At 72.2% G+C, this 21,331-nt stretch carries 17 protein-coding genes and 1 pseudogene; 11 read left to right on the top strand and 7 right to left on the bottom strand.

Annotation, left to right across the window (positions count from 1 at the left end):
- The first annotated feature begins 134 nt into the window (after nucleotides 1-134).
- Genes V1633_RS00420 through V1633_RS00410 form a run of 3 tightly spaced genes read left to right on the top strand, consistent with a single transcriptional unit; the run spans nucleotide 135 to nucleotide 3,729 of the window.
- Nucleotides 135-743 (top strand): PadR family transcriptional regulator, encoded by a 609-nt coding sequence (locus tag V1633_RS00420; RefSeq protein ID WP_331212061.1) that lies wholly within the window; start codon nucleotides 135-137, stop codon nucleotides 741-743.
- Nucleotides 740-1,396 (top strand): ABC transporter ATP-binding protein, encoded by a 657-nt coding sequence (locus V1633_RS00415; RefSeq protein WP_331212060.1) that lies wholly within the window; start codon nucleotides 740-742, stop codon nucleotides 1,394-1,396. The genes V1633_RS00420 and V1633_RS00415 overlap by 4 nt, the downstream gene beginning before the upstream one ends.
- 32 nt (nucleotides 1,397-1,428) lie before the next feature.
- Entirely contained in the window at nucleotides 1,429-3,729 is a 2,301-nt protein-coding gene (locus V1633_RS00410) for an FtsX-like permease family protein (RefSeq protein WP_331212059.1), read from the top strand.
- An 85-nt stretch (nucleotides 3,730-3,814) separates the two neighbouring features.
- Here V1633_RS00410 and V1633_RS00405 read toward each other — a convergent pair whose 3' ends face one another.
- Nucleotides 3,815-4,546, bottom strand: coding sequence for a PRC and DUF2382 domain-containing protein (locus tag V1633_RS00405; protein ID WP_331212058.1), 732 nt, complete (start codon nucleotides 4,544-4,546; stop codon nucleotides 3,815-3,817).
- A gap of 196 nt (nucleotides 4,547-4,742) precedes the next feature.
- Here V1633_RS00405 and V1633_RS00400 point away from each other — a divergent pair, with 196 nt between their 5' ends.
- The 3 genes from V1633_RS00400 (at nucleotide 4,743) to V1633_RS00390 (ending at nucleotide 6,607) form a co-directional block, all read left to right on the top strand.
- Nucleotides 4,743-5,144, top strand: a complete 402-nt coding sequence (locus V1633_RS00400; RefSeq protein ID WP_331212057.1) for a DUF4190 domain-containing protein — start codon at nucleotides 4,743-4,745, stop codon at nucleotides 5,142-5,144.
- A 175-nt stretch (nucleotides 5,145-5,319) separates the two neighbouring features.
- On the top strand, nucleotides 5,320-5,754 hold the full coding sequence (locus V1633_RS00395; RefSeq protein WP_331212056.1) for a thioesterase family protein: 435 nt from the start codon (nucleotides 5,320-5,322) through the stop codon (nucleotides 5,752-5,754).
- Nucleotides 5,755-5,776: 22 nt separating this feature from the next.
- Complete coding sequence (locus V1633_RS00390) at nucleotides 5,777-6,607, top strand: MBL fold metallo-hydrolase (protein ID WP_331212055.1); 831 nt, start codon at nucleotides 5,777-5,779, stop codon at nucleotides 6,605-6,607.
- A gap of 5 nt (nucleotides 6,608-6,612) precedes the next feature.
- Here V1633_RS00390 and V1633_RS00385 read toward each other — a convergent pair whose 3' ends face one another.
- Nucleotides 6,613-7,590: a PfkB family carbohydrate kinase gene (locus V1633_RS00385; protein WP_331212054.1), complete on the bottom strand. Its 978-nt coding sequence runs from the start codon at nucleotides 7,588-7,590 to the stop codon at nucleotides 6,613-6,615.
- A gap of 136 nt (nucleotides 7,591-7,726) precedes the next feature.
- Between V1633_RS00385 and V1633_RS00380 the strand changes: the two genes are divergently transcribed.
- Both V1633_RS00380 and V1633_RS00375 read left to right on the top strand, forming a co-directional pair.
- On the top strand, nucleotides 7,727-8,101 hold the full coding sequence (locus tag V1633_RS00380; RefSeq protein ID WP_331212053.1) for a nuclear transport factor 2 family protein: 375 nt from the start codon (nucleotides 7,727-7,729) through the stop codon (nucleotides 8,099-8,101).
- Nucleotides 8,102-8,427: 326 nt separating this feature from the next.
- Nucleotides 8,428-9,531: a lytic polysaccharide monooxygenase gene (locus V1633_RS00375; RefSeq protein WP_407951928.1), complete on the top strand. Its 1,104-nt coding sequence runs from the start codon at nucleotides 8,428-8,430 to the stop codon at nucleotides 9,529-9,531.
- Nucleotides 9,532-9,663: 132 nt separating this feature from the next.
- Here V1633_RS00375 and asnB read toward each other — a convergent pair whose 3' ends face one another.
- Entirely contained in the window at nucleotides 9,664-11,622 is a 1,959-nt protein-coding gene (gene asnB / locus V1633_RS00370) for an asparagine synthase (glutamine-hydrolyzing) (protein ID WP_331212052.1), read from the bottom strand.
- Nucleotides 11,623-11,821: 199 nt separating this feature from the next.
- Here asnB and V1633_RS00365 point away from each other — a divergent pair, with 199 nt between their 5' ends.
- Nucleotides 11,822-13,393 carry an aminopeptidase P family protein gene (locus tag V1633_RS00365; RefSeq protein WP_331212051.1) on the top strand — a complete coding sequence of 524 codons (1,572 nt, stop codon included), beginning with the start codon at nucleotides 11,822-11,824 and terminating at the stop codon, nucleotides 13,391-13,393.
- Between the two features lie 157 nt (nucleotides 13,394-13,550).
- On the opposite strand, the gene V1633_RS00360 is transcribed toward V1633_RS00365, so the two are convergent.
- The gene (locus tag V1633_RS00360) at nucleotides 13,551-14,552 is read right to left on the bottom strand and encodes an ArsR/SmtB family transcription factor (RefSeq protein WP_331212050.1); all 1,002 of its coding nucleotides are present in this window, start codon (nucleotides 14,550-14,552) and stop codon (nucleotides 13,551-13,553) included.
- A 309-nt stretch (nucleotides 14,553-14,861) separates the two neighbouring features.
- Here V1633_RS00360 and V1633_RS00355 point away from each other — a divergent pair, with 309 nt between their 5' ends.
- Together V1633_RS00355 and V1633_RS36870 are read left to right on the top strand one after the other, a co-directional pair.
- Entirely contained in the window at nucleotides 14,862-16,463 is a 1,602-nt protein-coding gene (locus V1633_RS00355) for a peptide ABC transporter substrate-binding protein (RefSeq protein WP_407951945.1), read from the top strand.
- A gap of 154 nt (nucleotides 16,464-16,617) precedes the next feature.
- Nucleotides 16,618-16,923: pseudogene (locus V1633_RS36870) on the top strand (condensation domain-containing protein); the annotation flags it as partial.
- A gap of 235 nt (nucleotides 16,924-17,158) precedes the next feature.
- Here the strand turns inward: V1633_RS36870 and V1633_RS00345 are convergent.
- From V1633_RS00345 to V1633_RS00335, 3 genes are all read right to left on the bottom strand, one after another.
- Nucleotides 17,159-17,998 carry an MBL fold metallo-hydrolase gene (locus V1633_RS00345; RefSeq protein WP_331212047.1) on the bottom strand — a complete coding sequence of 280 codons (840 nt, stop codon included), beginning with the start codon at nucleotides 17,996-17,998 and terminating at the stop codon, nucleotides 17,159-17,161.
- 271 nt (nucleotides 17,999-18,269) lie between these two features.
- Nucleotides 18,270-20,396 (bottom strand): Hsp70 family protein, encoded by a 2,127-nt coding sequence (locus V1633_RS00340; RefSeq protein WP_331212046.1) that lies wholly within the window; start codon nucleotides 20,394-20,396, stop codon nucleotides 18,270-18,272.
- A gap of 55 nt (nucleotides 20,397-20,451) precedes the next feature.
- Nucleotides 20,452-21,324 carry an alpha/beta fold hydrolase gene (locus tag V1633_RS00335; protein WP_331212045.1) on the bottom strand — a complete coding sequence of 291 codons (873 nt, stop codon included), beginning with the start codon at nucleotides 21,322-21,324 and terminating at the stop codon, nucleotides 20,452-20,454.
- Nucleotides 21,325-21,331 lie beyond the last annotated feature (7 nt).

Here is a 21,331-nt window from a genome sequence, read left to right as displayed (position 1 = left end):
CAGGGACATCGCGGAATGACCGTCGGCTCCTTCCCGGCCGGCAGCCGCTCCGCCGAGCGGGCTCCTCTCCCGCCGACGAGATCGTGGTAGCAACTCAGTTGCTACGGTAGCAACTGAGTTGCTACGGTGCCGGCATGTCGGTCTCCCGGATCCTGCTCGGCCTGCTCGAGCCGCACTCCCAGCACGGCTACGTGCTGCGCCAGCGCTACGACGAATGGTTCGGCAACAGCCGCCCGCTCAAGTCCGCACAGGTCTACGCCACTCTCGGCCGACTCGACAAGGAGGGCCTGATCGGTCTGGCCGGGGTCGCGGCCGGCGTCGGCCCGGACCGCCGGGTGTACGCGATCACCGACTCCGGCGTCGGCGAGCTCGAACGCTGGCTCGACGAGCCGGAGGTGCCCGAGGTCACCGGCAGCCGCAAGGTGCTCTTCGCCAAGGTCCTCATCGCGCTCTCCAGCGGCCGGGCCGCCGAGCCGATGCTCGACCGGCAGCGGCAGGCCCACCTGGCCCGGATGCGCGAGATGCGCGCGCAGCGGCAGGCCGGCGACCTGATCGGCCAGCTCGACGCCGACTTCGAGATGTACCACCTCGACGCCGACCTCAGGTGGATCGACGGCGCCGTCGCCCGACTCGACCGGCTCGCCGCGCTGGTCCACGACGCCGACCAGCGGCACAGCACCACTCCCCAGCAGCACAGCACCGGCACCGGCCGGCGGCACAGCGCGGACAAGGAGCACGGATGATCCTGCGGGCCAGCAACCTCAGCCTCCGGTTCGGCCAGACCATCGCACTGGACAACGCGGAGATCACGATCGACACCGGCGAGATCGTCGCCGTCATGGGTCCGTCGGGTTCGGGCAAGTCGACCCTGCTGCACGTCCTCGCCGGCATCCTCCGGCCGGATCAGGGCATGGTGGTCGTCGACAACCAGCGGATCGACAACCTGCCGGACGGTCGCCGCAGCCGACTGCGACTGCACTCGTTCGGTTTCGTACTGCAGTTCGGCGACCTGGTGCCGGAGCTGTCCCTGCGGCAGAACGTCGAACTGCCGCTGCGGCTGCTCGACGTACCCCGCGCCGAGGCCCGGACCCGCGCCGCCGAACTGCTCCGGCACCTGGAGGTCGACGAGCTGGCCGACCGACGTCCGGGGCAGGTCTCCGGCGGCCAGGCGCAGCGGGCGGCGGTGGCCCGGGCCCTGGTGCACCGACCGGCGGTGGTCTTCGCCGACGAACCCACCGGCGCGCTGGACAGCGCCGCCGGCGAGGTGGTGCTGGACGCGCTGACCGGGCTGGCCCGCAAGGAGGGCAGCGCGGTCGTGATGGTCACCCACGAGGCCCGGGTCGCCGCGTACGCCGACCGCACCGTCTTCCTCCGCGACGGGCGGGTGACGGCGTGACCTCGCGGTCCCGGAGGAAAGGCGGTACCGCGATGAGGCGGTGGATCTGGCTCGGACTGCGGCTGTCGATCGGCTCCGGCCGGGGTGGGCTGCTGCGTACCGCGCTGATGTCGTCGGGGGCGGCGCTCGGTGTACTGCTGGTGCTGGCGTCGCTGGCCACGGTCTCGGTGGCCGGTGCCCAACACGACCGGGCCGAGGCCCGCACCCCGGTCCAGGACGACACCGGGACCAGCCCGTCTCCGCTGCGGATCCACAACATCGAGGACGGAATCGGCGGTCGGGTGCTGCGGCGTACCGTCGTGATCGGCGCCGATCCGAGCAGCCCGCGCCCGCCCGGCGTCGCCGCCCTGCCCCGGCCCGGGGAGGTGGTGGTCTCCCCCGCGCTGCGCGACCTGATCGCCACCGACTCGCGGGCCGCCGGACGGTTCCCGCAGCGGATCGTCGGCACGGTCGGCCCGGCCGGCCTGCTCGCCCCGGACGAACTGTTCGCCTACGTCGGCGGCGAGTCGGTGGCGGTCCCGCCCGGCGCGGCCGGGTTCCGCGAGCACCACCCGGTGACCGGCTTCGGCGCACCGCTGGTGTACGCGCTCGGCTCCCAGTCCTCCGGGCCGGACGTCTTCACCCCGGCCCGGCTGCTGGCCATCGCCTTCGGACTGTTCGTGCTGGTCCCGTTCGGCGTCTTCCTGGCCACCTGCGCCCGGCTTTCGGCCTCCACCCGGGACCGGCGGATCGCCGCGCTCCGGCTGCTGGGCGTGTCGGCCCGGCAGGCGACCCTGGTCAACGCGGTCGAAACGGGGGTGGTCACCGCCGGCGGCGCGCTGCTCGGCCTGCTCGGCTACCTCCTGCTCACCCCACTGTCGCAGGGTTGGCGGATCGGCCGGCTGCACTGGTACGCCGCCGACGTCGCCGTACCGGCGGTCGTGATCGCGGTCGTGCTCGTCCTGACCGTCGGCTACGCGGTCGCGGTGGGCACCTTCGCCACCCGGCCGGCCCGGGTCAACCCGCTCGCGGTACGCCGGGACGCCCCGGCCGGCCGTCCCCGGCTGTGGCGACTCGGGCCGCTGGTCGCCGGGCTGGCCGGCGTGGTGCTGGCCGGACTGCTCGGCCGGACGGGTCCCGGGCTGCCGGAGGGCCTGCTCTTCGCCGGCTCGCTGCTGCTGACCGGGCTGGCCCTGCCGCTCGCCCTGCCGACCCTCGGGTACGCGCTCGCCGCCCTGCTGGAGCGGCTGCCCGGCACCCCGGTCTGGCTGGAGTTGGCCGCCGCCAGGTTGCGACACGCGCCCGGGGTCGCGCCCCGGCTGGTCGCCGCGCTCACCGTGATCGTCTACGTGGTGGGGCTCGGTTCGCTCGGGGTCGGCCTGATCGCCAACGACCGCGACCTGGTACCCACCGAACGCACGAGCGGCGCCAGCGGCGACGACCTGCTGTACCAGTTGCTCGGTCCGGTGCCGATCCCGGAGGCACCGTTCCGTCAGGTGGCCGGCGTCCAGATTCTCGACCTGCGCAGTGTGCCGGCGACGGTGGCCGGCACCCCGGGCAACCTGCTGGTGGCCGACTGCGCCGACCTGACCGGCCTGTACCGGCTCGACCCCGGCGAGTCCTGCCGGGACGGCGCGGTCTACCGGTTGGCGGACGAGTTTCCGATGGGGCCGCTGCCGGAGCCCGGTACCGAGGTGGTCGCCGAGAGCGGTACGAAGGTCCCGGTGCCGGACCAGGTCCTGCACCTGCGCCCCCGGTTCAACCTCGGTGTCTCCGGCGCGCTGCTGGTGACCCGCCAGGCGCCGGTCGCCGCCAACCTGCCGACGACTCCGGACCCCTGGCCGTTGTTGGTCGCCACCGACCTGGCCGCCGCCGACCGGGCCGTCCAGGTGCTCGCCGCGCACACCCCGGCCGGCTATCTGCAAGGTGATTTCGGCATCCGGCAGGGCTTCGACGCGGATCTGCTGGTCACGCTGCTGGTCACCGGTCTCGTGGTGAGTTTCCTGCTCGGCATCGGCGCGTTCGCCGCCGCTGCGGTGGACCGGACGATGGAACGGCGCCGGCAGAACGCCACCCTCGCGGTGGTCGGCACCAGCCCGGGCACCGTCGCCGGCAGTGAACTCGGCTTCGGGGCGTTGCCGCTGGTGACCGGGCTGGTCCTGGCCAGTCTGGCGACGGTCACCGTGGCCAGTGTGATGGCCGGCCTGCTCGACGTCGGGGTACGGGTGGTGCTGGACCGGGTCGCCCCGACGCTCTGGCTCGCCGCCGGTGCGCTGGCGGCGGGGCTGGTGCTGATCGCCGTACCGGCCTGGCTGACCCAGCGGATCACCGCCGAGCAGCTCCGCCGGCCCTGACCTGGACGTCCTCGGAGGCTATGCCCGACGCCCGGCTGGTCAGGTTCGACCGGCCGGGCGTCGTCTGTCCGGGTGGCGTTCCCCGTCAGCGGCGGCCCCGCCGACGGTTCTCCGGCATCTCCGCCTCGATCCTCTCCCGGCGTACCGGTTCGTCGATCGACTGTTCCTCGGTCACCCGGTCCTCGGACATCCGGACCCGCTCCACCGGGACCCGTTCCTTGCTCACCACGGGTCGTTCTGCCGTCAGCACCATCTCGCGCTCGGCCTCGCCGATCTCGGGTCGGGTGCCACCGCGGGCGTCGGCGGTGACCGGCTCGCGTTCCACCCACACCTCGTCATGTTCGATCGGCACGGTCGTGTGCACGTTCTCGCTGACCACATACTTTCGGAGTCTGGCGGTGCCCGCCGGTTGGCTTTCCTTGCCGACCCGCAGCCGCTCCTCGGAGCGGGTCATCTCCTCCCGTCCGGTCGCCGTCGTCCGGCCGTCGGGCTGTGGGCCCTGGTTGATGCCATAGTAAGCGTATAGTTGCCCGATTTCATCGGTTTTCAACGGTTCGTCGACGCTCGCCTCGACATGGGGCGCGTTCGTCACCATGTCCTTGTCATAGGGCACCGTCAGGTCATCCTGGCCCATCTTGACGTTCTGGAGCGGGACCATCGACTCCCGTCGGCCGAACAACCCCGTCTTCACACTGATCCACGACGGTTCGCCGGCGGCGTCCGCCCACACGTTGCCGATGTTTCCGACCTTCGTGCCGGTTCTGTCGTGAACACGCCGGCCGTACAGCGAGTTCACCTGCTCCTGATTCATCCTCATCGCGGATTCCCTCCTTCGCTCCGATCCACCGGATACCCGTCGACGGCCAGGCCAGGCCAGGATCCTCGTCCGCCAGTGGTCCCGTCTCGGACGGTGCCGGTGAAGCGCGGACCAGGTGGGGCCGTTCGGCGTCAGACATGCGCATGGCTTCCAGGGAAGCGGGGATACCCCGGGTCACCGGAGCAAGGAGGAGGACATGTCCGCAGCAGAAGGGCAGGTGCCCGGCCGTGGTGCGGCCTATCCGATGCACCGGGGTGACGACGGCACCACGACAGCGGCGAAAACCAGCACGGCAGCCACGTTCGCCCTGGTATTCGGCGTAGCCGGCCTCATCAGCTCTCTCACCGTCATCCTGTCGGCGGTCGGTTTCGTACTCGGCATCATCGGTGTCGTTCTCGGCATCGTCGGACTGCGGATGGCTCGCCGGCCGGGGGTCACGGGTCGGAGCGTGGCCCTCGGCGGTCTGATACTCAGCATCCTGGCGGTCCTGGTGGCGATCGCCTTCGCGGCCGGGGTCACCACTTTCCTCAACGACAGGGACGCGGTGGACCGTCTGCAGCAGCAGGTTGAACAGATGCGCGACGACCTGCCCGACTGACGGCCGCCCAGACAGCTCCCGGCGGCTCCCGACCCACCGATCGGGCCCACCTCGGACCCGGTCGCCACCCGGACCATCAGGTTACGTTCGGCAACCTGACATCCCGGATGTCCGTGACGCGCGGGAACGCGCGGTGAGGCGTGCCGGAGCCCGCCCAGGCCCTAGGCTCTGCCTCATGGAGCAGGAACAGTCCGGGGCGGGGTCCGGGCCACCGCAGCCGGAGAGCGTCTTTCCGCCGGGGCTGAGCGCCCGGGTCGAGCTGACCGTCGGTGACGCCGACACCGCGCAGGCGGTCGGTTCGGGTGACGTACCGGTGCTGGGTACGCCCCGGGTGCTGGCGCTGGCCGAGGCGGCGACGGTGGCCGCCACGGCGAGCCGGTTGCCGGCCGGGATGACCACCGTCGGCATGCGGGTCGAACTCGACCACCGGGTGCCGACCCCGGTCGGCCGGACCGCCGTCGCGCTGGCCCGGCTCGCCAAGGTCGACGGACGGCGGCTGCTCTTCGAGGTCGCGGTCACCGAGGGGTCGACGACGGTCGCCGAGGGCCGGGTCGAACGGGTCCTGGTCGACCGCCACCGGTTCGTCGAGCGCGCGCTCGGGTCCGCATGACCGCGCGTGCCGGGGAGGTGGCGTGACCCTCGCCTTCACCGAGGTCGGCGACCGGGTGTACGTCCTGCGCCAGCCGATGCTCGACGTGAACGTGACCCTGGTGGTCGGGGACGGGGCGGCGCTGGTCGTGGACACCCTCTCCACCGCCGCCCAGGCCGCCGAGCTGGTCGCCGCCGCCCGGGAACTCACCTCGGACCCGTTCGTCGTGGTCAACACCCACCACCACTTCGACCACTGCTTCGGCAACCACACCCTGGCCGCCGACCCGTCGTACCCGGTCTACGCCCACCAGCTGACCGTCGAACGGCTCCGCGACCAGCCGGAGCTGGTCCGCCGGCAGGCGTACGACGAGGTGCTGCCCGCCGAGCCGGCGCTCGCCACCGAGGTGGCCCGGACCCGGATCCTCGCCCCCAGCCATCCCGTGCAGTACGAGACGACGGTGGACGTCGGCGGCCGACCGGTACTGCTGCGTCATCTGGGTCGGGGGCACACCGACGGGGATCTCGTCGTCCAGGTGCCGGACGCCGACGTACTCGTGGCGGGCGACCTGATCGAGGAGAGCGGGCCGCCGGCGTTCGAGGACGCGTACCCGTTGGAGTGGGTGGAGACGGTGGCCGCGCTGCTCCGGCTCACCACGCCGGCCTCGGTGGTGGTGCCCGGGCACGGCGCGGTGGTCGGCCCGGACTTCGTCCGGGCCCAGCACGAGGACCTGGCCGCACTGGCCTGGCTGATCCGGGACGGCGACGCCGACCACTCCCCGGTCGAGCAGCTCGCCCGGCACGCGCCGTTCGGTCCGGAGGTGGCGTTGACCGCCGTCCGGCGCGGCTACGCCGAACTGCGCGGCGACGCCTGAGCCGGTCAGGCCGGGAAACGGCGGGCGACGTCGGCCCGGGTCGGCATCGCCACCGCGCCGCCCGGCGACTCGCAGACCAGTCCGGCAACCCGGAGGGCGAAGTCGACCCGGTCCCGCCAGCCGGCCGGGTACGCCGGCAGGCCGTCGGCGAGCAGGTCCGCGATCAGCGCCGCCATCACGGCGTCGCCGGCGCCGGTGGTGTCGACGGCGTCGACCCGTGGCGCCGGCAGCCACTGCGGGCCGCCGGTCGGTCCGGCCCAGGCCAGGGCAGCACGGGCGCCCCCGGTGACCACGACCGCGCCGGCGCCGAGCCCCCGCAGCCGCGCCGCAGCCGCCTCGGCCAGCCGGTCGGTGTCCCGGCCGCCGGGCGCGGTCGCCCCGGCGTCGTCGCCGTACAGCACCTCGGCGTCGGCGACGCTGAGTTTCACCAGGTCGGCGCTGGCGGCGAACTCGGCCACCAGGTCCCGTAGCTCGTCGACCGCGAGCCGGTCCGCGAGCAGGCGGGGCCGGACGTTGGGGTCGAAGACCTTCCAGCCGGTGGCCAGCCCCCAGGCACGCCGGGCGGCGGCCCGTACCGGCGGGCTGAGCAGTGCGATCGAGCCGGCGTAGAGGACTCCGGCACCCTCCACCAGGGGTACGTCGAGTTCCTCCGGCCCGAGCAGGCCGTACGACGGTGGCGTGCCGTAGAACCGGAAGTCCGGTTCGGCGCCGGAGAAGGTGACCACGCCGAGTGTGGTGGAGACCGGTCTCTCCACCACCCCGCGCTGCCCGACGCCGGCCGCGTCCAGCAGTTTCCTGATCCGCCCGGCGAGTACGTCGTCCCCGAGTGACCCGACGAACTCCACCGCCCCGCCGAGCCGGGCCACCCCGACCGCGACGTTGAGCGGGGCTCCGCCGACCGCCTGCCGGTAGACGGGCGCCCCGGCGCACTCCCCGTCGAGCAGGTCGACGAGCGCCTCGCCGAGCACCACCGCGTACCCCATCCGTCCTCCCGAACCGCCCCCGGCCGTGGCTCGGGCGCCCCGCCCGGCGGCCCCTGGCCACGACATGTGCCGACCGACAGCCCGACCCTGACACACCGGCGGGCTCTGTCACACCCACCCGGCACACTCCACCGTCATGATCGAGCAATCCGAGACGGTATCCCGCTACTGGACGGCCTGTGAGGGGCGGGACTGGGCGGGGGTCGGCGCCCTGCTCGCCGAGGACGTGGTCTACGACCTGCCACAGACCCGGGAACGGATCGTGGGACGGGAGCGGTTCCTGCGGTTCAACATCGAGTACCCGGGCGACTGGCACGTGACCGTGGAACGGGTGGTCAGCGAGGGACGACACGGGGCGTCCTGGATCCGGGTCGCCCACGAGGGGTCGGAGCTGTCGGCCCTCTCCTTCTTCGAGTTCGACGCCCACGGGCTGGTCAGCCGGATCACCGAGTTCTGGCCGACGCCGTACGAGCCGCCGGGCGGACGGGAGCACCTCGTCGAGCGGTACTGACCGAGTGGAATTTCCGCATCGAAACTTGCCTATTGCGTCAGGCGTCGATCCGTGATGCGATAACCCGTACCGAGCCAGTGCGGGGGCTGACGCGCTGTGCCGGGTGCCGGCAGGGCCACGCGAAGGGCACAGATCCGTGATCGGACTGTGCGCCGCGTCGTCTCCTGTCTTTCGGCGGATACCAGCCCACCACCTCTGCCGGGGCAGCGCGACGAGGTCGCGCCCAGTGTCGGTTAGCGGGCGCCCGTGATCAGACGGGTCCCCCGCAGGTTGTCCGCAGCGCCGTCCACGCGGCTGCGACACTGCCCCCAAGAAGGAGAAACTCGGTGAAACGTCTACGCAGGATCGCGGTCCTCGGTGCCGTGGCCGCGCTCACCGCCGGTGTCATCACGGTGGTGAACCCCGCTCCCGTGGCCGCCCACGGTGCCGCCATGGCGCCGGGCAGCCGTACCTTCCTCTGCTGGAAGGACGGGCTCAGCCCGCAGGGCAACATCCAGCCCAACAACCCGGCGTGTGCGGCGGCGGTCGCGCAGAGCGGGGCCAACACGCTCTACAACTGGTTCAGCGTGCTGCGCTCGGACGCGGGCGGCCGGACCACCGGCTTCGTCCCGGACGGGCAGCTGTGCAGCGGCGGGAACAGCACCTTCAGCGGGTTCAACCTGGCCCGCAACGACTGGCCGCTGACCCACCTGACCGCCGGTGGCAACTTCAACTTCAAGTACAGCAACTGGGCCCACCACCCCGGCACGTTCTACTTCTACGTGACCCGGGACGGTTTCAACCCGAGCAGCCCGCTGGCCTGGAGCAGCCTGGAGGCCACGCCGTTCCTCACGGTGACCAACCCGCCGCAGCAGGGCGCGGTCGGCAGCAACGAGGGGCACTACTACTTCAGCGGTCGGCTGCCGACCGGTAAGAGCGGCCGGCACATCATCTACTCCCGCTGGGTCCGCTCGGACAGCCAGGAGAACTTCTTCGGCTGCTCCGACGTGGTCTTCGACGGCGGCAACGGTGAGGTGACCGGAGTCGGTCCGGGCAGCGGTGGCCCGGGCACCCCGACCACCCCGCCGGGCAACCCGCCCACCACCCCGCCGGGCAACCCGCCGACCACGCCGCCGGCCGGAACGTCCGGCTGCACCGCCACCTACCGGCTCACCGGCAACTGGTCCGGCGGCTTCCAGGCCGAGGTCACGGTCCGGAACTCCGGTACCTCGGCACTGAGCGGCTGGTCCACCGGGTGGACGTACGCCAACGGCCAGACCATCGGCAGTCTGTGGAACGGCCAGCTCAGCCAGAGCGGAAGTTCGGTGACCGTCCGCAACGTCGCGCACAACGGCAGTCTCGCCCCGGGGGCGAGCGCCACGTTCGGATTTGTCGGCAGTGTCAGCGGCAGCACCAATGCCGTACCCACGCCGACCTGCAGCAGCGCGTAACCACCACCGCACACCGCGACGGGCCCGGCGCCGATGGCGCCGGGCCCGTCCCGTGTCCACGTGCAGGCTCTGGCGGTCAGGAAGGGGCCCTTCCGCTACCGAGAACGTTGATGGGGGCCCTTCCCTACACCGTCAGCGGACCATGGAGCCGACCACCGGCTTGGTGAGCAGGGCGGACTGGTTGCGCTCGATCCCCGGGTCGAGGGTCTTGGCCACGAAGATCGCGTGCCAGATGCAGAAGACCAGCACCGTCCAGACCTTGCGGGAGTGGTCCGCCTCGCCCCGCTTGTGCTCGTCGAGCAGCCGCATGGCGTACGACAGGTCGAGCAGGTCACCGGCGCCGGAGATGGAGAAGACGTGCCGGGCCCACTCGTACATCTCGCCGGCCAGCCAGACCCGGGTCGGGGTCGGGAAGCCGAGCTTGCGCCGGTTGACGATAGCCGGGGGGACGACGCCGTTCAGTGCCTGACGCATCGCGTACTTGGTGGCGTCGGAGCGCGGCGGCAGCTTCAGGTCCACCGGGATGCCGGCGGCGACCTCGAAGACCTCCCGGTCCAGGAACGGCACCCGCACCTCCAGCGAGTGCGCCATCGAGATCCGGTCGGCCTTGACCAGGATGTCGCCGCGCAGCCAGGTGTAGAGGTCGACGTACTGCATCTTGGTGACGTCGTCCAGCTCGGTGCACTCGGCGTAGATCGGCGCGGTGACGTCCGTGTACCGCACCGAGGGGTCGTAGCGGCGGAGCAGGTCCTGCTTCTCCTCCTCGGTGAACATCCGGGCGTTGCCGTAGTAGCGCTGCTCGATCGGGGTGGTGCCGCGCTCCAGGAAGCTCTTCCCCTTGACCCCCTGCGGAATCGCCTTGGAGACCGCCCGCAGGCCCTTCTGCACCCCGCCGGGCAGCCCGTTGACCGTGCCGAGCGAGAGCGGCTCCCGGTAGATCGTGTAGCCGCCGAAGAACTCGTCCGCGCCCTCACCGGAGAGGACCACCGTGACGTGCTCGGCCGCCTTCTTCGCCACGAAGTAGAGCGGCACCAGGGCCGGGTCCGCCACCGGGTCGTCCAGGTGCCAGACGATCTTGGGCAGCGCGTTCATCATGTCGTACGGCCCGATCTTGGTCGGGATGGTGGTCACCCCGAGGTGCCTGGCGGAGTCCTGGGCCACCTCGATCTCCGAGTAGCCCGGCACGTCGTAACCGACCGTGAAGGTCAGGATGTTCGGGTTGAACTCCCGGGCCAGTGCCACCACCGCGGTCGAGTCGATGCCGCTGGAGAGGAAGGAGCCGACCGGCACGTCCGCCCGCATGTGCATCCGGACGCTCTCCCGCAGCGTCTCCCGGATCTGGTGGTAGAGCCGCTCCGGCTCCGGCACCGGGGCGGGCCGGAAGACCGGCCGGTACCAGCGGCGGATCTCGATCTGCTGCCCGGGCGACCAGGTCAGGTACTCCCCCGACCCGATCCGGTTGATGCCCTGGTGCAGGGTGCCGGGCTCCGGAACGTACTGCAGGGTGAGGTAGTGCGACAGGTTGGCGCGGTCGACTCCCGCGTCGCCGTGGTGCGCCGACGGCGCGAACGGCAGCAGCGCCTTCTTCTCCGACGCCAGGTACACCCCGTCCCGGGTCTGGAGGTAGTGCAGCGGCTTGATCCCGAAGTTGTCCCGGGCGCCGAAGGCCCGACGGAGCTGCCGGTCCCAGATCACGAAGGCGAACATGCCGCGGAGCCGGTTGAGGACCTGTTCACCCCAGTAGTGGAAGCCGGCGACGATCACCTCGCCGTCACCCTGGGTGGCGAACTGCGCACCGAAGTTGCGGGCCAGCTCCTCGCGCAACTCGATGTAGTTGTAGATCTCGCCGTTGAAGGTCAGCAGGTAGCGGCCGTTCGCGTACGGCAGCGGCTCGTGGCTGAGTGCCACGTCGATGATCGACAGGCGCTTGTGCGCGAAGACGGCGTCGGTGTACCCGTCCGGGGTCGAAATCACCTCCACACCGGTCTCGTCCGGTCCTCGGTGGTGCAGGCATTCCAACGCACCGGCCAGGGCGTCGCGATGTGCGCCGGCGTTGCCGTGCGCGCTGAAGAAGGCCAGGAGTCCGCACATGGCGGTCATCTTTCCACGCGCTGCCCGGTGGCGTGCCGGCACCGCCGGCACACCTGACGCCCGTACACCACGGCGGCGTGGGCGCGGTACGGTCGCATCAGGCCAAGGCGGGTGATCAACACCCCGACGCCGGGCTCGACCAGTCCGGGGCGGGCAGAGCGACCGGGGGACACCCGGGCGGCATCAGGGAGGAGCGGCGATGTCAGACGAACGGACCGACATCACGGCGGAGCCGGCGCGGACCGGGTCGGCGCAGGTCGGCACGGCGCCGACGGAGTCAGCGCGGACCGGGTCAGCGCAGGCTGACACCGCACGGACCGAGTCACACGACCCGGACTTCCCGGAGAAGTTCCTCACCTTCATGCGGCAGGGCTGGCAGGACACCACACTGCCGGTCGGGCCGCGCCCCGAGGTGCCCAACCACGCCAAGCGTCGCGCGGCGCTGTCGGCCGCGTTCTCCGGGGAGACCCTGGTGATCCCGACCGGCCCGGAGAAGGTACGGGCCAACGACACCGACTACCCGTTCCGGCCCGGCAGCGACTTCGTCTACCTGACCGGTGACCACGATCCGGACAGTGTGCTGGTGATGCGCCCGAACGGGTCAGGGCACGACGCGCTGCTCTACATGCGTCCCCGGTCGTCCCGGGAGAACGACGAGTTCTTCCGCAGCCGGGACGGCGAACTCTGGGTCGGCCGCCGGCACACCCTGGCCGAGAAGGCCACCGAACTCGGCATCGAGACCCGGCCGCTGTCCGAGCTGGCGGACGCGCTGGCCGACTGCGCGCCGAGGCGTACCCGGGTGCTGCGCGGTCTGGACCCGTCGGTCGACGGCGCGGTCCGGCCGTACGAGGCCCGGCAGACCGACGCCGAGGAGGCCGCCCGACTGGGCCGGGACCGCGAACTCGCCGCCGTCATCTCCGAGCACAAGCTGGTCAAGGACGAGTGGGAGATCGCCCAGTTGCAGGAGGCGATCGACGCCACGGTGCGCGGCTTCGAGGACGTCGCCCGGATCCTGCCCGCCGACCGGCCGGTCGCCGAGCGCCTGCTGGAGGGTGTGTTCGGGCTGCGCGCCCGACACGACGGCAACGACGTCGGCTACAGCTCGATCGTCGGGGCGGGCGAGCACGCGACGATCCTGCACTGGATCCGCAACACCGGCCAGACCCGGCCGGGCGAGCTGCTGCTGATGGACATGGGGGTGGAGGGGCGCCACCTCTACACCGCCGACGTCACCCGGGTGGTCCCGGTCTCCGGCACCTTCAGCCCGCTGCAACGACAGGTCTACGACATCGTGTACGCGTCCCAGCAGGCCGGCATGGACTTCATCCGGCCGGGCGTCACGTTCAAGGACGTGCACCGCACCTGCATGCGGGTGCTCGCCGAGGGCCTCGCCGACCTGGGGCTGCTGCCGGTGAGTGTGGAGGAGGCGATGGACGAGCAGTCGATGATCTACCGCCGGTGGACGCTGCACGGCTTCGGCCACATGCTCGGCCTGGACGTGCACGACTGCGCCAACGCCCGCAAGGAGCAGTACCGGGACGGCGCGCTCGGCGAGGGCTACGTGCTGACCGTCGAGCCCGGGCTCTACTTCCAGCCCGAGGACGAACTGGTTCCGGCGGAACTGCGCGGCATCGGGATCCGGATCGAGGACGACGTACTGGTCACTGCGGATGGCGCGGTCAACCTGTCGGCGGGGCTGCCCCGCCGCGCCGACGAGGTCGAGGCGTGGCTGGACGCCCAGCGCGCCGCCGGTCCCCGACTGCCCGGCTGAACCTGCCGTGTCGGCCGGTCGGGATGGGAACACACCGTCCTGACCGGCCGGCACCGTTCTGACTGCCACGGTTCCTGCCCTGCCGGCACCGTTCTGACCGCCATGGTTAGGACCTGCCGGCGCCGTTCTGACCGGCCGGCACCGTTCCGGTCCGGGGTCAGCGGCGGGTCGCGGTTTCGTACGCGGTCAGCAGGGCCCGGGCCAGCGGGGTGAGCGTGTGGTGTGCGGCCCGGCCGTGCCGGGTGGTCCGGAGCAGACCCGCGTCCCGCAGCACGCTCGCGTGCTGCGACGCGGACGGGGTGCTGATCCCCGCCCGTCGGGCCAGGTCGGTGGTGTTCGCCCCGACCAGCGCGGCGCGCAGCACCGCGGCCCGGGAGCGACCGAGCAGCGCGATGAGCGGATCGGCGGTGGCCGGGGCGTACGCCGGGACGGGCGGCCGGACCCGGCGCGGGTCGTCGGGGCGACCGCCCACCGACCGCCCGTCCATCGAGTGCGACCGCGCCGGGTGGCTGCCCACCGCACGGGGGCGGCGCACGGGAAAGACCACGACGGCCGGATCGGGCTGGTTCCCGACCCAGAGGTGGCGGGCGAAGACGGACGGCACCAGCACCAGTCCGGTGCCGTCCGGGCGGAGGTCCAGGTCGACCGGGGACGCGACGGCGAGCACCGGGTTGCGCCAGGCCGCCAGCGGGTCGAGCAGACCCAGCAGCGCCTCCACCCCGCCGGTGGCCAGCGACCGGCTCCGCTCGGCCACGTCGAGCCGGACCACCGACTCCCAGGCGGCGAGTTCATCGGCCACCCCGCGCTCGTAGTAGGCCCGGACGGCGGCCGCCAGACTCCGTACCCGGTACGTCGAGTTCGTGACCAGCCATTCCAACGCGCCCTCGAGGCTGGGGTCCTCGGGTAGCGGGGCGAGCAGGTTGGCCGGGCGCACACCGGCGTCCACGCCACCGCCCGGACCGGACGCGTCCCGGACCGGGCTCGCCGGCCCGGCGCCGAGGCGCAGATCGCGCAGCAGGCGGACCAGTTCCGGGTCGTCGACGACGGGCGCGGTGGCGAGGCTGACGAGGATCTCGTGCAGCGGCAGCGGCGCGGGGGCGATCCGGGTCCGGGCGATGTCGTCGGGTCCCAGCCAGATCCGGATCATCACCACCTCCACCTCGGACTCCACACCACCGTCGGCCGGTACCGGTCCTCGTCGTCCGCGCCGGACCGTCCGCCGCCTGATCACCAGACGCTGTCGCCCCGGCGGCCAGTTGTCGGTCTCCCGGATGGTTTGGGCCCAGCCAAAAGCATTGCCGAACCTGGCCGGCCGGCTCGTAACTGGTGGGAAGTGGCCGCGCGAGGCGCGGCGCCGCCGCCGGCGCCCGCGGTCGGGTCGGTGGCGATCTGTGAAGGAGGCTGCTCCATGCCGGTACCCAGACGCCTGACCTCGAAGGGCTCGGGGCGACACCCCGGCCAAGCCGTCATGGTGGCGCTCGCCGTGGTGTTCGCCGCCACCGCGTGCGTCGGTGGCGGCGACGACCCCGCCGACCCGGGTGGCGGCACCGTCCGGATCGGTCTCGTCGAGCCGCAGCACCTGCTCCCGGCGAACACCACCGAGAGCGCCGGCGCCCAGGTGCTGGCCGCGCTCTTCACGCCACTGGTCGAGTTCGACGCCGACAAGCGGCCGGTCGAGGTGGCCGCCGAGTCGATCGAGTCGACCGACAACACACTTTGGACGGTACGGCTGAGGAGCGGCTTCACCTTCCACAACGGCGAGCCGGTGACCGCCGACAGTTACCTCAACGCGTGGAACCACGCGGCGTACGGGCCGAACGGCAACGGCGGCTCGTACTTCTTTGAGAAGATCGCCGGGTACGAGGACCTGCAGTCGCTCGATCCGGACGGCGAGGGCCCGCAGCGGGCGCCCGACCCGAAGGCCCGGAAGCTGACCGGCCTGCGCAAGGTCGACGAGCAGACCTTCACCATCACGCTGTCGAGCTCGTTCGCCGAGTTCAAGTCGGTACTCGGCTACCACGTCTTCGCGCCGCTGCCGAACGCCGCCTGGGCCTCCGACGGGGTGCTGAAGGAGGGCTTCGAGGAGGCGCTGATCGGCAACGGTCCGTTCCGGATGAAGGGCACCTGGCAGCACGACTCCCGGATCGAGGTCGAACGGTACGACGCGTACCCCGGGGCCAGGCCGAAGATCGGCGGGGTGGTGTTCCAGATCTACCAGCAGCTGTCCGCCGAGTACGCCGATCTGACCGCCGGAAACCTCGACGTGGTACGGCAGATCTCGACCGAGAACATCGGCAGTGCGCCGGACGACCTCGGCGACCGGTTCAAGCGCAGCCCGCTGTCGTCCTTCCAGTTCCTGGCCTTCCCGACGTTCCAGCCGGAGTTCGCCCGCCCGGAGGTGCGCAAGGCGATCTCGATGGCGATCGACCGGGACGAGATCATCCGGACCATCTTCAAGGACACCCAGACCCCGGCCCGGGCCTTCGTCTCCCCGCTGGTGGCGGGCGCCCGGCCGGACACCTGCGGCGAGGCGTGCCAGTTCGACCCGGTCCGGGCGAAGGAGGCGTACCAGGCCGCGGGCGGTCCGTCGCGGTTGCAGATCTCCTACAACGGCGACGGCGGTCACAAGGAGTGGATCGACGCGACCTGCAACCAGCTCCGCAACAACCTCGGGGTGGAGTGTGTCGGCACCTCCGAGTCGCGGTTCGCCGACCTGCTGACCAAGCTGGAGGAGAAGACCCCGGTCGGGATGTTCCGGTTGGGTTGGTCGATGGACTACCCGTCGATGCAGAACTACCTCGGTCCGCTCTACACCACCGGCGGCTCGTCGAACTACTACGGCTACAGCAACCCGGACTTCGACCGGCTGGTCGAGGAGGGCGTGGCCGCGCCGAACCAGGCGGAGGCGATCAAGAAGTACCAGCAGGCCGAGGAGATCCTCGTCCGGGACATGCCGGTGATCCCGCTCCGCTTCGGACAGAACAACTTCGGGCACTCCACCAAGGTCCGCGACGTCGAACTGGACCTGTTCGGCCAGGTCGACCTGTTGAAGATCGAGATGGCGGGGTAGTCGCCGCCGGGCCCGTGCGGCACCGTCGGGGCGGTGACCGGTGCCCCCGGGCCCCGCCGTGCTGCCGGTTGCCCGGCGTCGCCGCTGGTGGTGACGCCGGGCAACCGGCGGTCCGGACGGTCGATCCGCGTGCTCGTCAAGCTCGATCTTCCCGGTGGCGTGGCGACTCAGCGGCCGGTTGGACCTGGCGGGCCTGCGGTCCGCACTCGACAGTGTGGTGTGTCGACACGACGCCCTGCGGATGGCGCTACCCGACGACGGCCGGCATGCCGTGCTCCATCCGCCGGGTCCGATGCCGGTGATCGTCCAGGACCTCGGCGGCCATGACGAAGCGGAACGGCGACGACTGGTCGACGAGGCGTTGCGCCTCGAGGCGGAGACTCCGTTCGACCTGGCCAGGCCGCCGCCGATCCGTGCCCGGGTAGTGCGGACCGGGCCGGAGGAGCACATCTTCGTGCTCACCGCCTACCACGCCGTGGTGGACGGTCGCGGGCTGGAGATCGTCCTTGCCGACCTCGGCGCCGGACAGACCTCGCCACCGCCGTCCCCACGGACCGGCTTCGCCGGGTACCTGCTGTCCACGCACCAGCGTCCCGACCCCGGTCGGGAGTTCTGGCGGGGCGCCGGCCGCCGGAGCCGGCCTGACCACCCGCCGGGCCGGCAGCCGCCAGGACACCGAGCCCGGACGTACGCCGTCAGCGGGTCGCCGTGCCGACACCGGTGTCGGCGTGGCGCGGCAGCGCGACGGTCTCGCCACGCCGGAGGGGGTGGACCCCGGAGGCCAGCCCTCGGCGACGGGCGGCGTCGAGGAAGTCGCGCAGCGGTGACCGGAAGACGGGATAGTCGTCGTAGTGGACCGGCAGGGTCATCCGGGGGCGGATCAGTCCGACCAGGTCGGCGCCCTGCCGGGCGTCCATCGTGACGAGGAGGCCGAGGAGCCGGGTGCCGCCGAGGTGGATCAGCATGGCGTCGATGTCCGGGAACCGCTCCGGGATCGCCGCGAGCATCGGCCGGTTCAGGGTGTCCCCGGTGATGTAGAGCCGGAGTCGACGCCGACCCCGCTGCTCGAGGTCGAGGATCGAACCCATCACCGGCGGCAGCAGGTGGCTGACCAGTCCCGGCCCGTGCCGGCCCGGGACAGCGGTGATCCGCAACGTCTGGTCGCCGCGTCGGAGCTGGTGGCTCTCTCCGGTCCGCAGGGCCTCGGCGGCCGCGAAACCCCAGCGCCGTAGCCGCCGTTGCGCCGCCGGCGTGGTGATGATCGGTACGGCCTTCGACAGCCCATGCCGGGCCACCCGGTCGAAGTGGTCCCCGTGCAGGTGGGACAGGACCACGCCGTCCAGGCCCGGCAGTTGGTCGATCCCGAGGGCCGGATCGGTGCGGCGTTTTGTCCACAGCCCGTACCCGAGGTAGGCGCGCTGGCCGGCGTGCAGGAAGTTGGGGTCGGTCAGCAGGGTGAAGTCTCCGAGGCGCAGCAGGGTGGTCGCGGTGCCGATGAAGGTCACCGAGGCCGGTACCTCGTCGTCGTGTGCCATTCCGTTTCCCCCTCGCCACACCCGCGCCCTGTCGAGCAGACCATGCCGGGCGGCCGGCCGTACGCCATATTCGTCGCTGTCGCCGCCCCCGGCGTACGCTCAGCCGCCCGGTCCGGTCGGCTCACCCTGCGGGCCCTACGGAGTCAACTGCTCCTGCGCCGCTCCGGCTCGTCGGCCAGCCGCAGTCGCTCGTGCCGGATCGCCCCCTCGACGACCACCACCGCGCCCCGGGACACCGCTGGTGGTACCCGGAACCGGGTCGACCGTCCGATCAGGGGTTCGGCTGGCCGGCACCGACGGGACGGTGCCGGGCGAGGGCGCCGGTCAGCCGGGACAGCTCGAGGTTCGGGTCCCGGATCAGCCGGGGCAGGTCGTCGACGACAAGGGCGCCGAGTTCCGGGCGCCGCAGTCGCGCGTACGCCGGGTCCTGGTGGAGCGAGGACGTCGGCGCGGGTACGGCGACCAGTGCCGGTGGCAGGCCGGGCCGGAGTGGTACGAGATCGACCCGGACGAGTTCCGACCACGGCAGGTGGTACCGGTGTCCCCGGTCCGGCTGGTATCCGATGCCGTCGGAGTCGACCCACAGCCGGGGGTACGGGCGCACGGACCGCAGCAGCAGCCCCACGCCGCTGCCGCCGCAGACCAGTCCGACGCCGGCGGCGATCGACACGGCGACGGCGAGGACCCGCAGATCCTCCTGGTCGTTCTCCACGACCAGCGTGACCGTGGTGAAGACGGCGGCCATGAACGCCCCCGCCACCCCGAACGCGGTCAGTACGGTGCCACCGACGGCGGCACCGGGTCGGGTCCGGATGAAGCCGGAGCCGCTCCGGGGGCGCCAGCGCAGCGCCGGCCGGAGCAGCAGCGCGATGACAATCCCGCCGGCCAGGCTCGCCAGTAGCGCGATCTGTCCCGAGACGGCACACGGCACTATCAGCAGCGCGACCAGCACGGCGAGGCCGATCCAGACCGCGCGTGGTACGGGTCTGCGCTCGACGGCCTGGAACGCCTGGACGTGCGGCGACGGGTGCGGCGGCGCCGCGCCGGGCCATCCGGTCGCCGGATTCTGCGGGCCGGGACCGCCCGGCACCCACCCGGGCTGGTGACTCGTCGGCCAGGCCGACACCGGCTGGCCGGGTACCGGCGGGTACGGCACCGGGACCGGTGGGGCCGTCGGCGGACCGCTGGTCGGGGCCGGGCCGAGCGGTACCGCGCTGACCGGCGACCCGCTGACCGGAGCCGGGCTGAGCGGTACCGCGCTGACCGGCGACCCGCTGACCGGAGTCGCGCTCACCGGCGCCGACGTGGTCGTTGCGCGGGCGGCGTGGGGTGGGCGGACCGCGTGCAGGGCGCCCTCGGCGACCACGATCTCCGGCTGCTCCAGCACGGTCGGCGCCACCCCGGTCACCTGGTGCAGGGTGGTGGCGGCGAGCGGCACCCGCGACGCACCCCCGACCAGGAAGACCCCGGCCAGGTTGTCGGCGTCGACGCCGGCCCGCGACATCAGCCGCCCGGTCAGGGTGGCGGCACGTTCCAGGTACGGGCGGGCGAGCGCCTCGAACTCCTCCCGGCTGACCGAGACCTCCCGGTCGACCAGCGGCACGTACAGCCCGGCGTGGGGTTGCCGGGAGAGCATTTCCTTGGCGGTCCGGGCGTCCTCCCAGAAGGCCAGGAAGTGTCGACGGTCGGCCGGGTCGGCCGGCGCGGTGACCCGCTGCCACTCCTGCGGGTGTCCGGGCCGGACGGCGGCGGCGACCCGCTCGACGACCAGCGCGTCGAGGTCCAGCCCGCCGAGGTCGGCGAGCCCGTCCACCTCACACACCTCGAACCCGTCGCCGGTACGGCGTACCACGCTGACGTCGAAGGTGCCGGCCCCGAGGTCGTAGACGACCAGCAGGTGTCCGGGCCGGACCGCGTGCCCGAGTACGGCGGTGAAGTAGCCGGCCGCCGCGACCGGCTCCGGCACCAGGGTCGGGGCGGGCAGTCCCGCCCGGACGGTCGCCTCGGTCACCACGTTCCGACGTACCGCCCCCCATCCGGCCGGGTAGCCCACCACGACCTCGTCGGGCAGGTCGCCACCGGCCCGAACCGCCTCCTCGGCGATCCGCCGCAGCGTGGCGGCGACGGCTTCGCCGACCGATACCGCGCGGTCGGCGAGCAGCAGCGTGCCGTCGTCGATCCGCCGTTTCGGGTTCGGCTCGAACCGCGTCGGGTCGAGCCGGGCGCTGTGCAACGCGTCCCGGCCGGGAAGCAGGTCGCCGTCTCCGGTCAGGAACACCGCCGACGGCAGCAGTGGTGACCCGTCGAAGAGGAGCGGCCGGTTGCGGCCGTCCGGCCAGCGAAGCACCGCCACCGTGTTCGAAGAGCCGTAGTCGATTCCCAGTCGATAGCCGGACACGGCGGCAGTGTACGCACGCGGAGACCGGGTTGGCCGGTCCGGCCGCCGGGAATCCTCAGTGGACGGGGACGACCCGGCGGATCAGGAAGTCGGCGGTCAGCCGGGACACCTCGTCGGGCTGTTCGTCGAGCGCGAAGTGGCCGGCGTCGAGCAGGTGGATCTCGGCCTCCGGCACGTCCCCCCGGTACGCCTCGGCCTCCTCGACCTGGAACGAGGTGTCGTACCGTCCCCAGACGACCAGCAGTGGCGGTTGGTGTTCCCGCAGCCACTCCTGCCACCGGGGATAGCTCGCGACGTTGCTCCGGTAGTCGTGGAAGAGCTCGACCTGGATGTCGGCGATCCCGGGGCGCCGCAGGAACGCCAGTTCGTCGTCCCACAGGTCCGGGTCGTACGCCTCCGGTCTGGGGCTCGTCCCGACGTGCCGCTGCCGGGTGGCCGCCGGGGAGAGGAAGTTGTCCCGGAGTTCGGCCTCGTGCGCGGCCCGGTCCGCCCAGAAGGCCCGGCGCACCGCCCAGTTCGGTCCGAGCCCGATCTCGTGCGTGACCGCGTTCTGCACGACCAGCACGGCGAGCCGGTCCGGATGCGCGACCGCCAGCCGCATACCGATCGGCCCGCCGTAGTCCTGCACGAAGAGGCTGTACCTCGACAGCCCGAGCGTCTCGGTGAACCTGCCGACGATCTCGGCGAGGTGGTCGAAGGTGTACGCGAAGACGCGCGGGTCCGGCGCGTCGCTGTGCCCGAACCCCGGGTAGTCCGGCGCGACGAGGTGAAACCGGTCGGCGAGCCGCCACAGCAGCGGTTCGAACATCCGCGACGAGGACGGGAAGCCGTGCAGGAGCAGCAGCGTCGGCGCGTCCCGGGGACCGGCCTCCCGGTAGAAGACCGAGACACCGTCGACGTCGACCGACCGGTAGGTGGTACCACTCATGTCCTCT

Source organism: Plantactinospora sonchi (genome assembly GCF_036422035.1).
GTDB lineage: Bacteria > Actinomycetota > Actinomycetes > Mycobacteriales > Micromonosporaceae > Plantactinospora > Plantactinospora sonchi.
The sequence above is the reverse complement of the archived record's forward strand: the minus strand, read 5'-3'. Positions and strand labels throughout refer to the sequence as shown.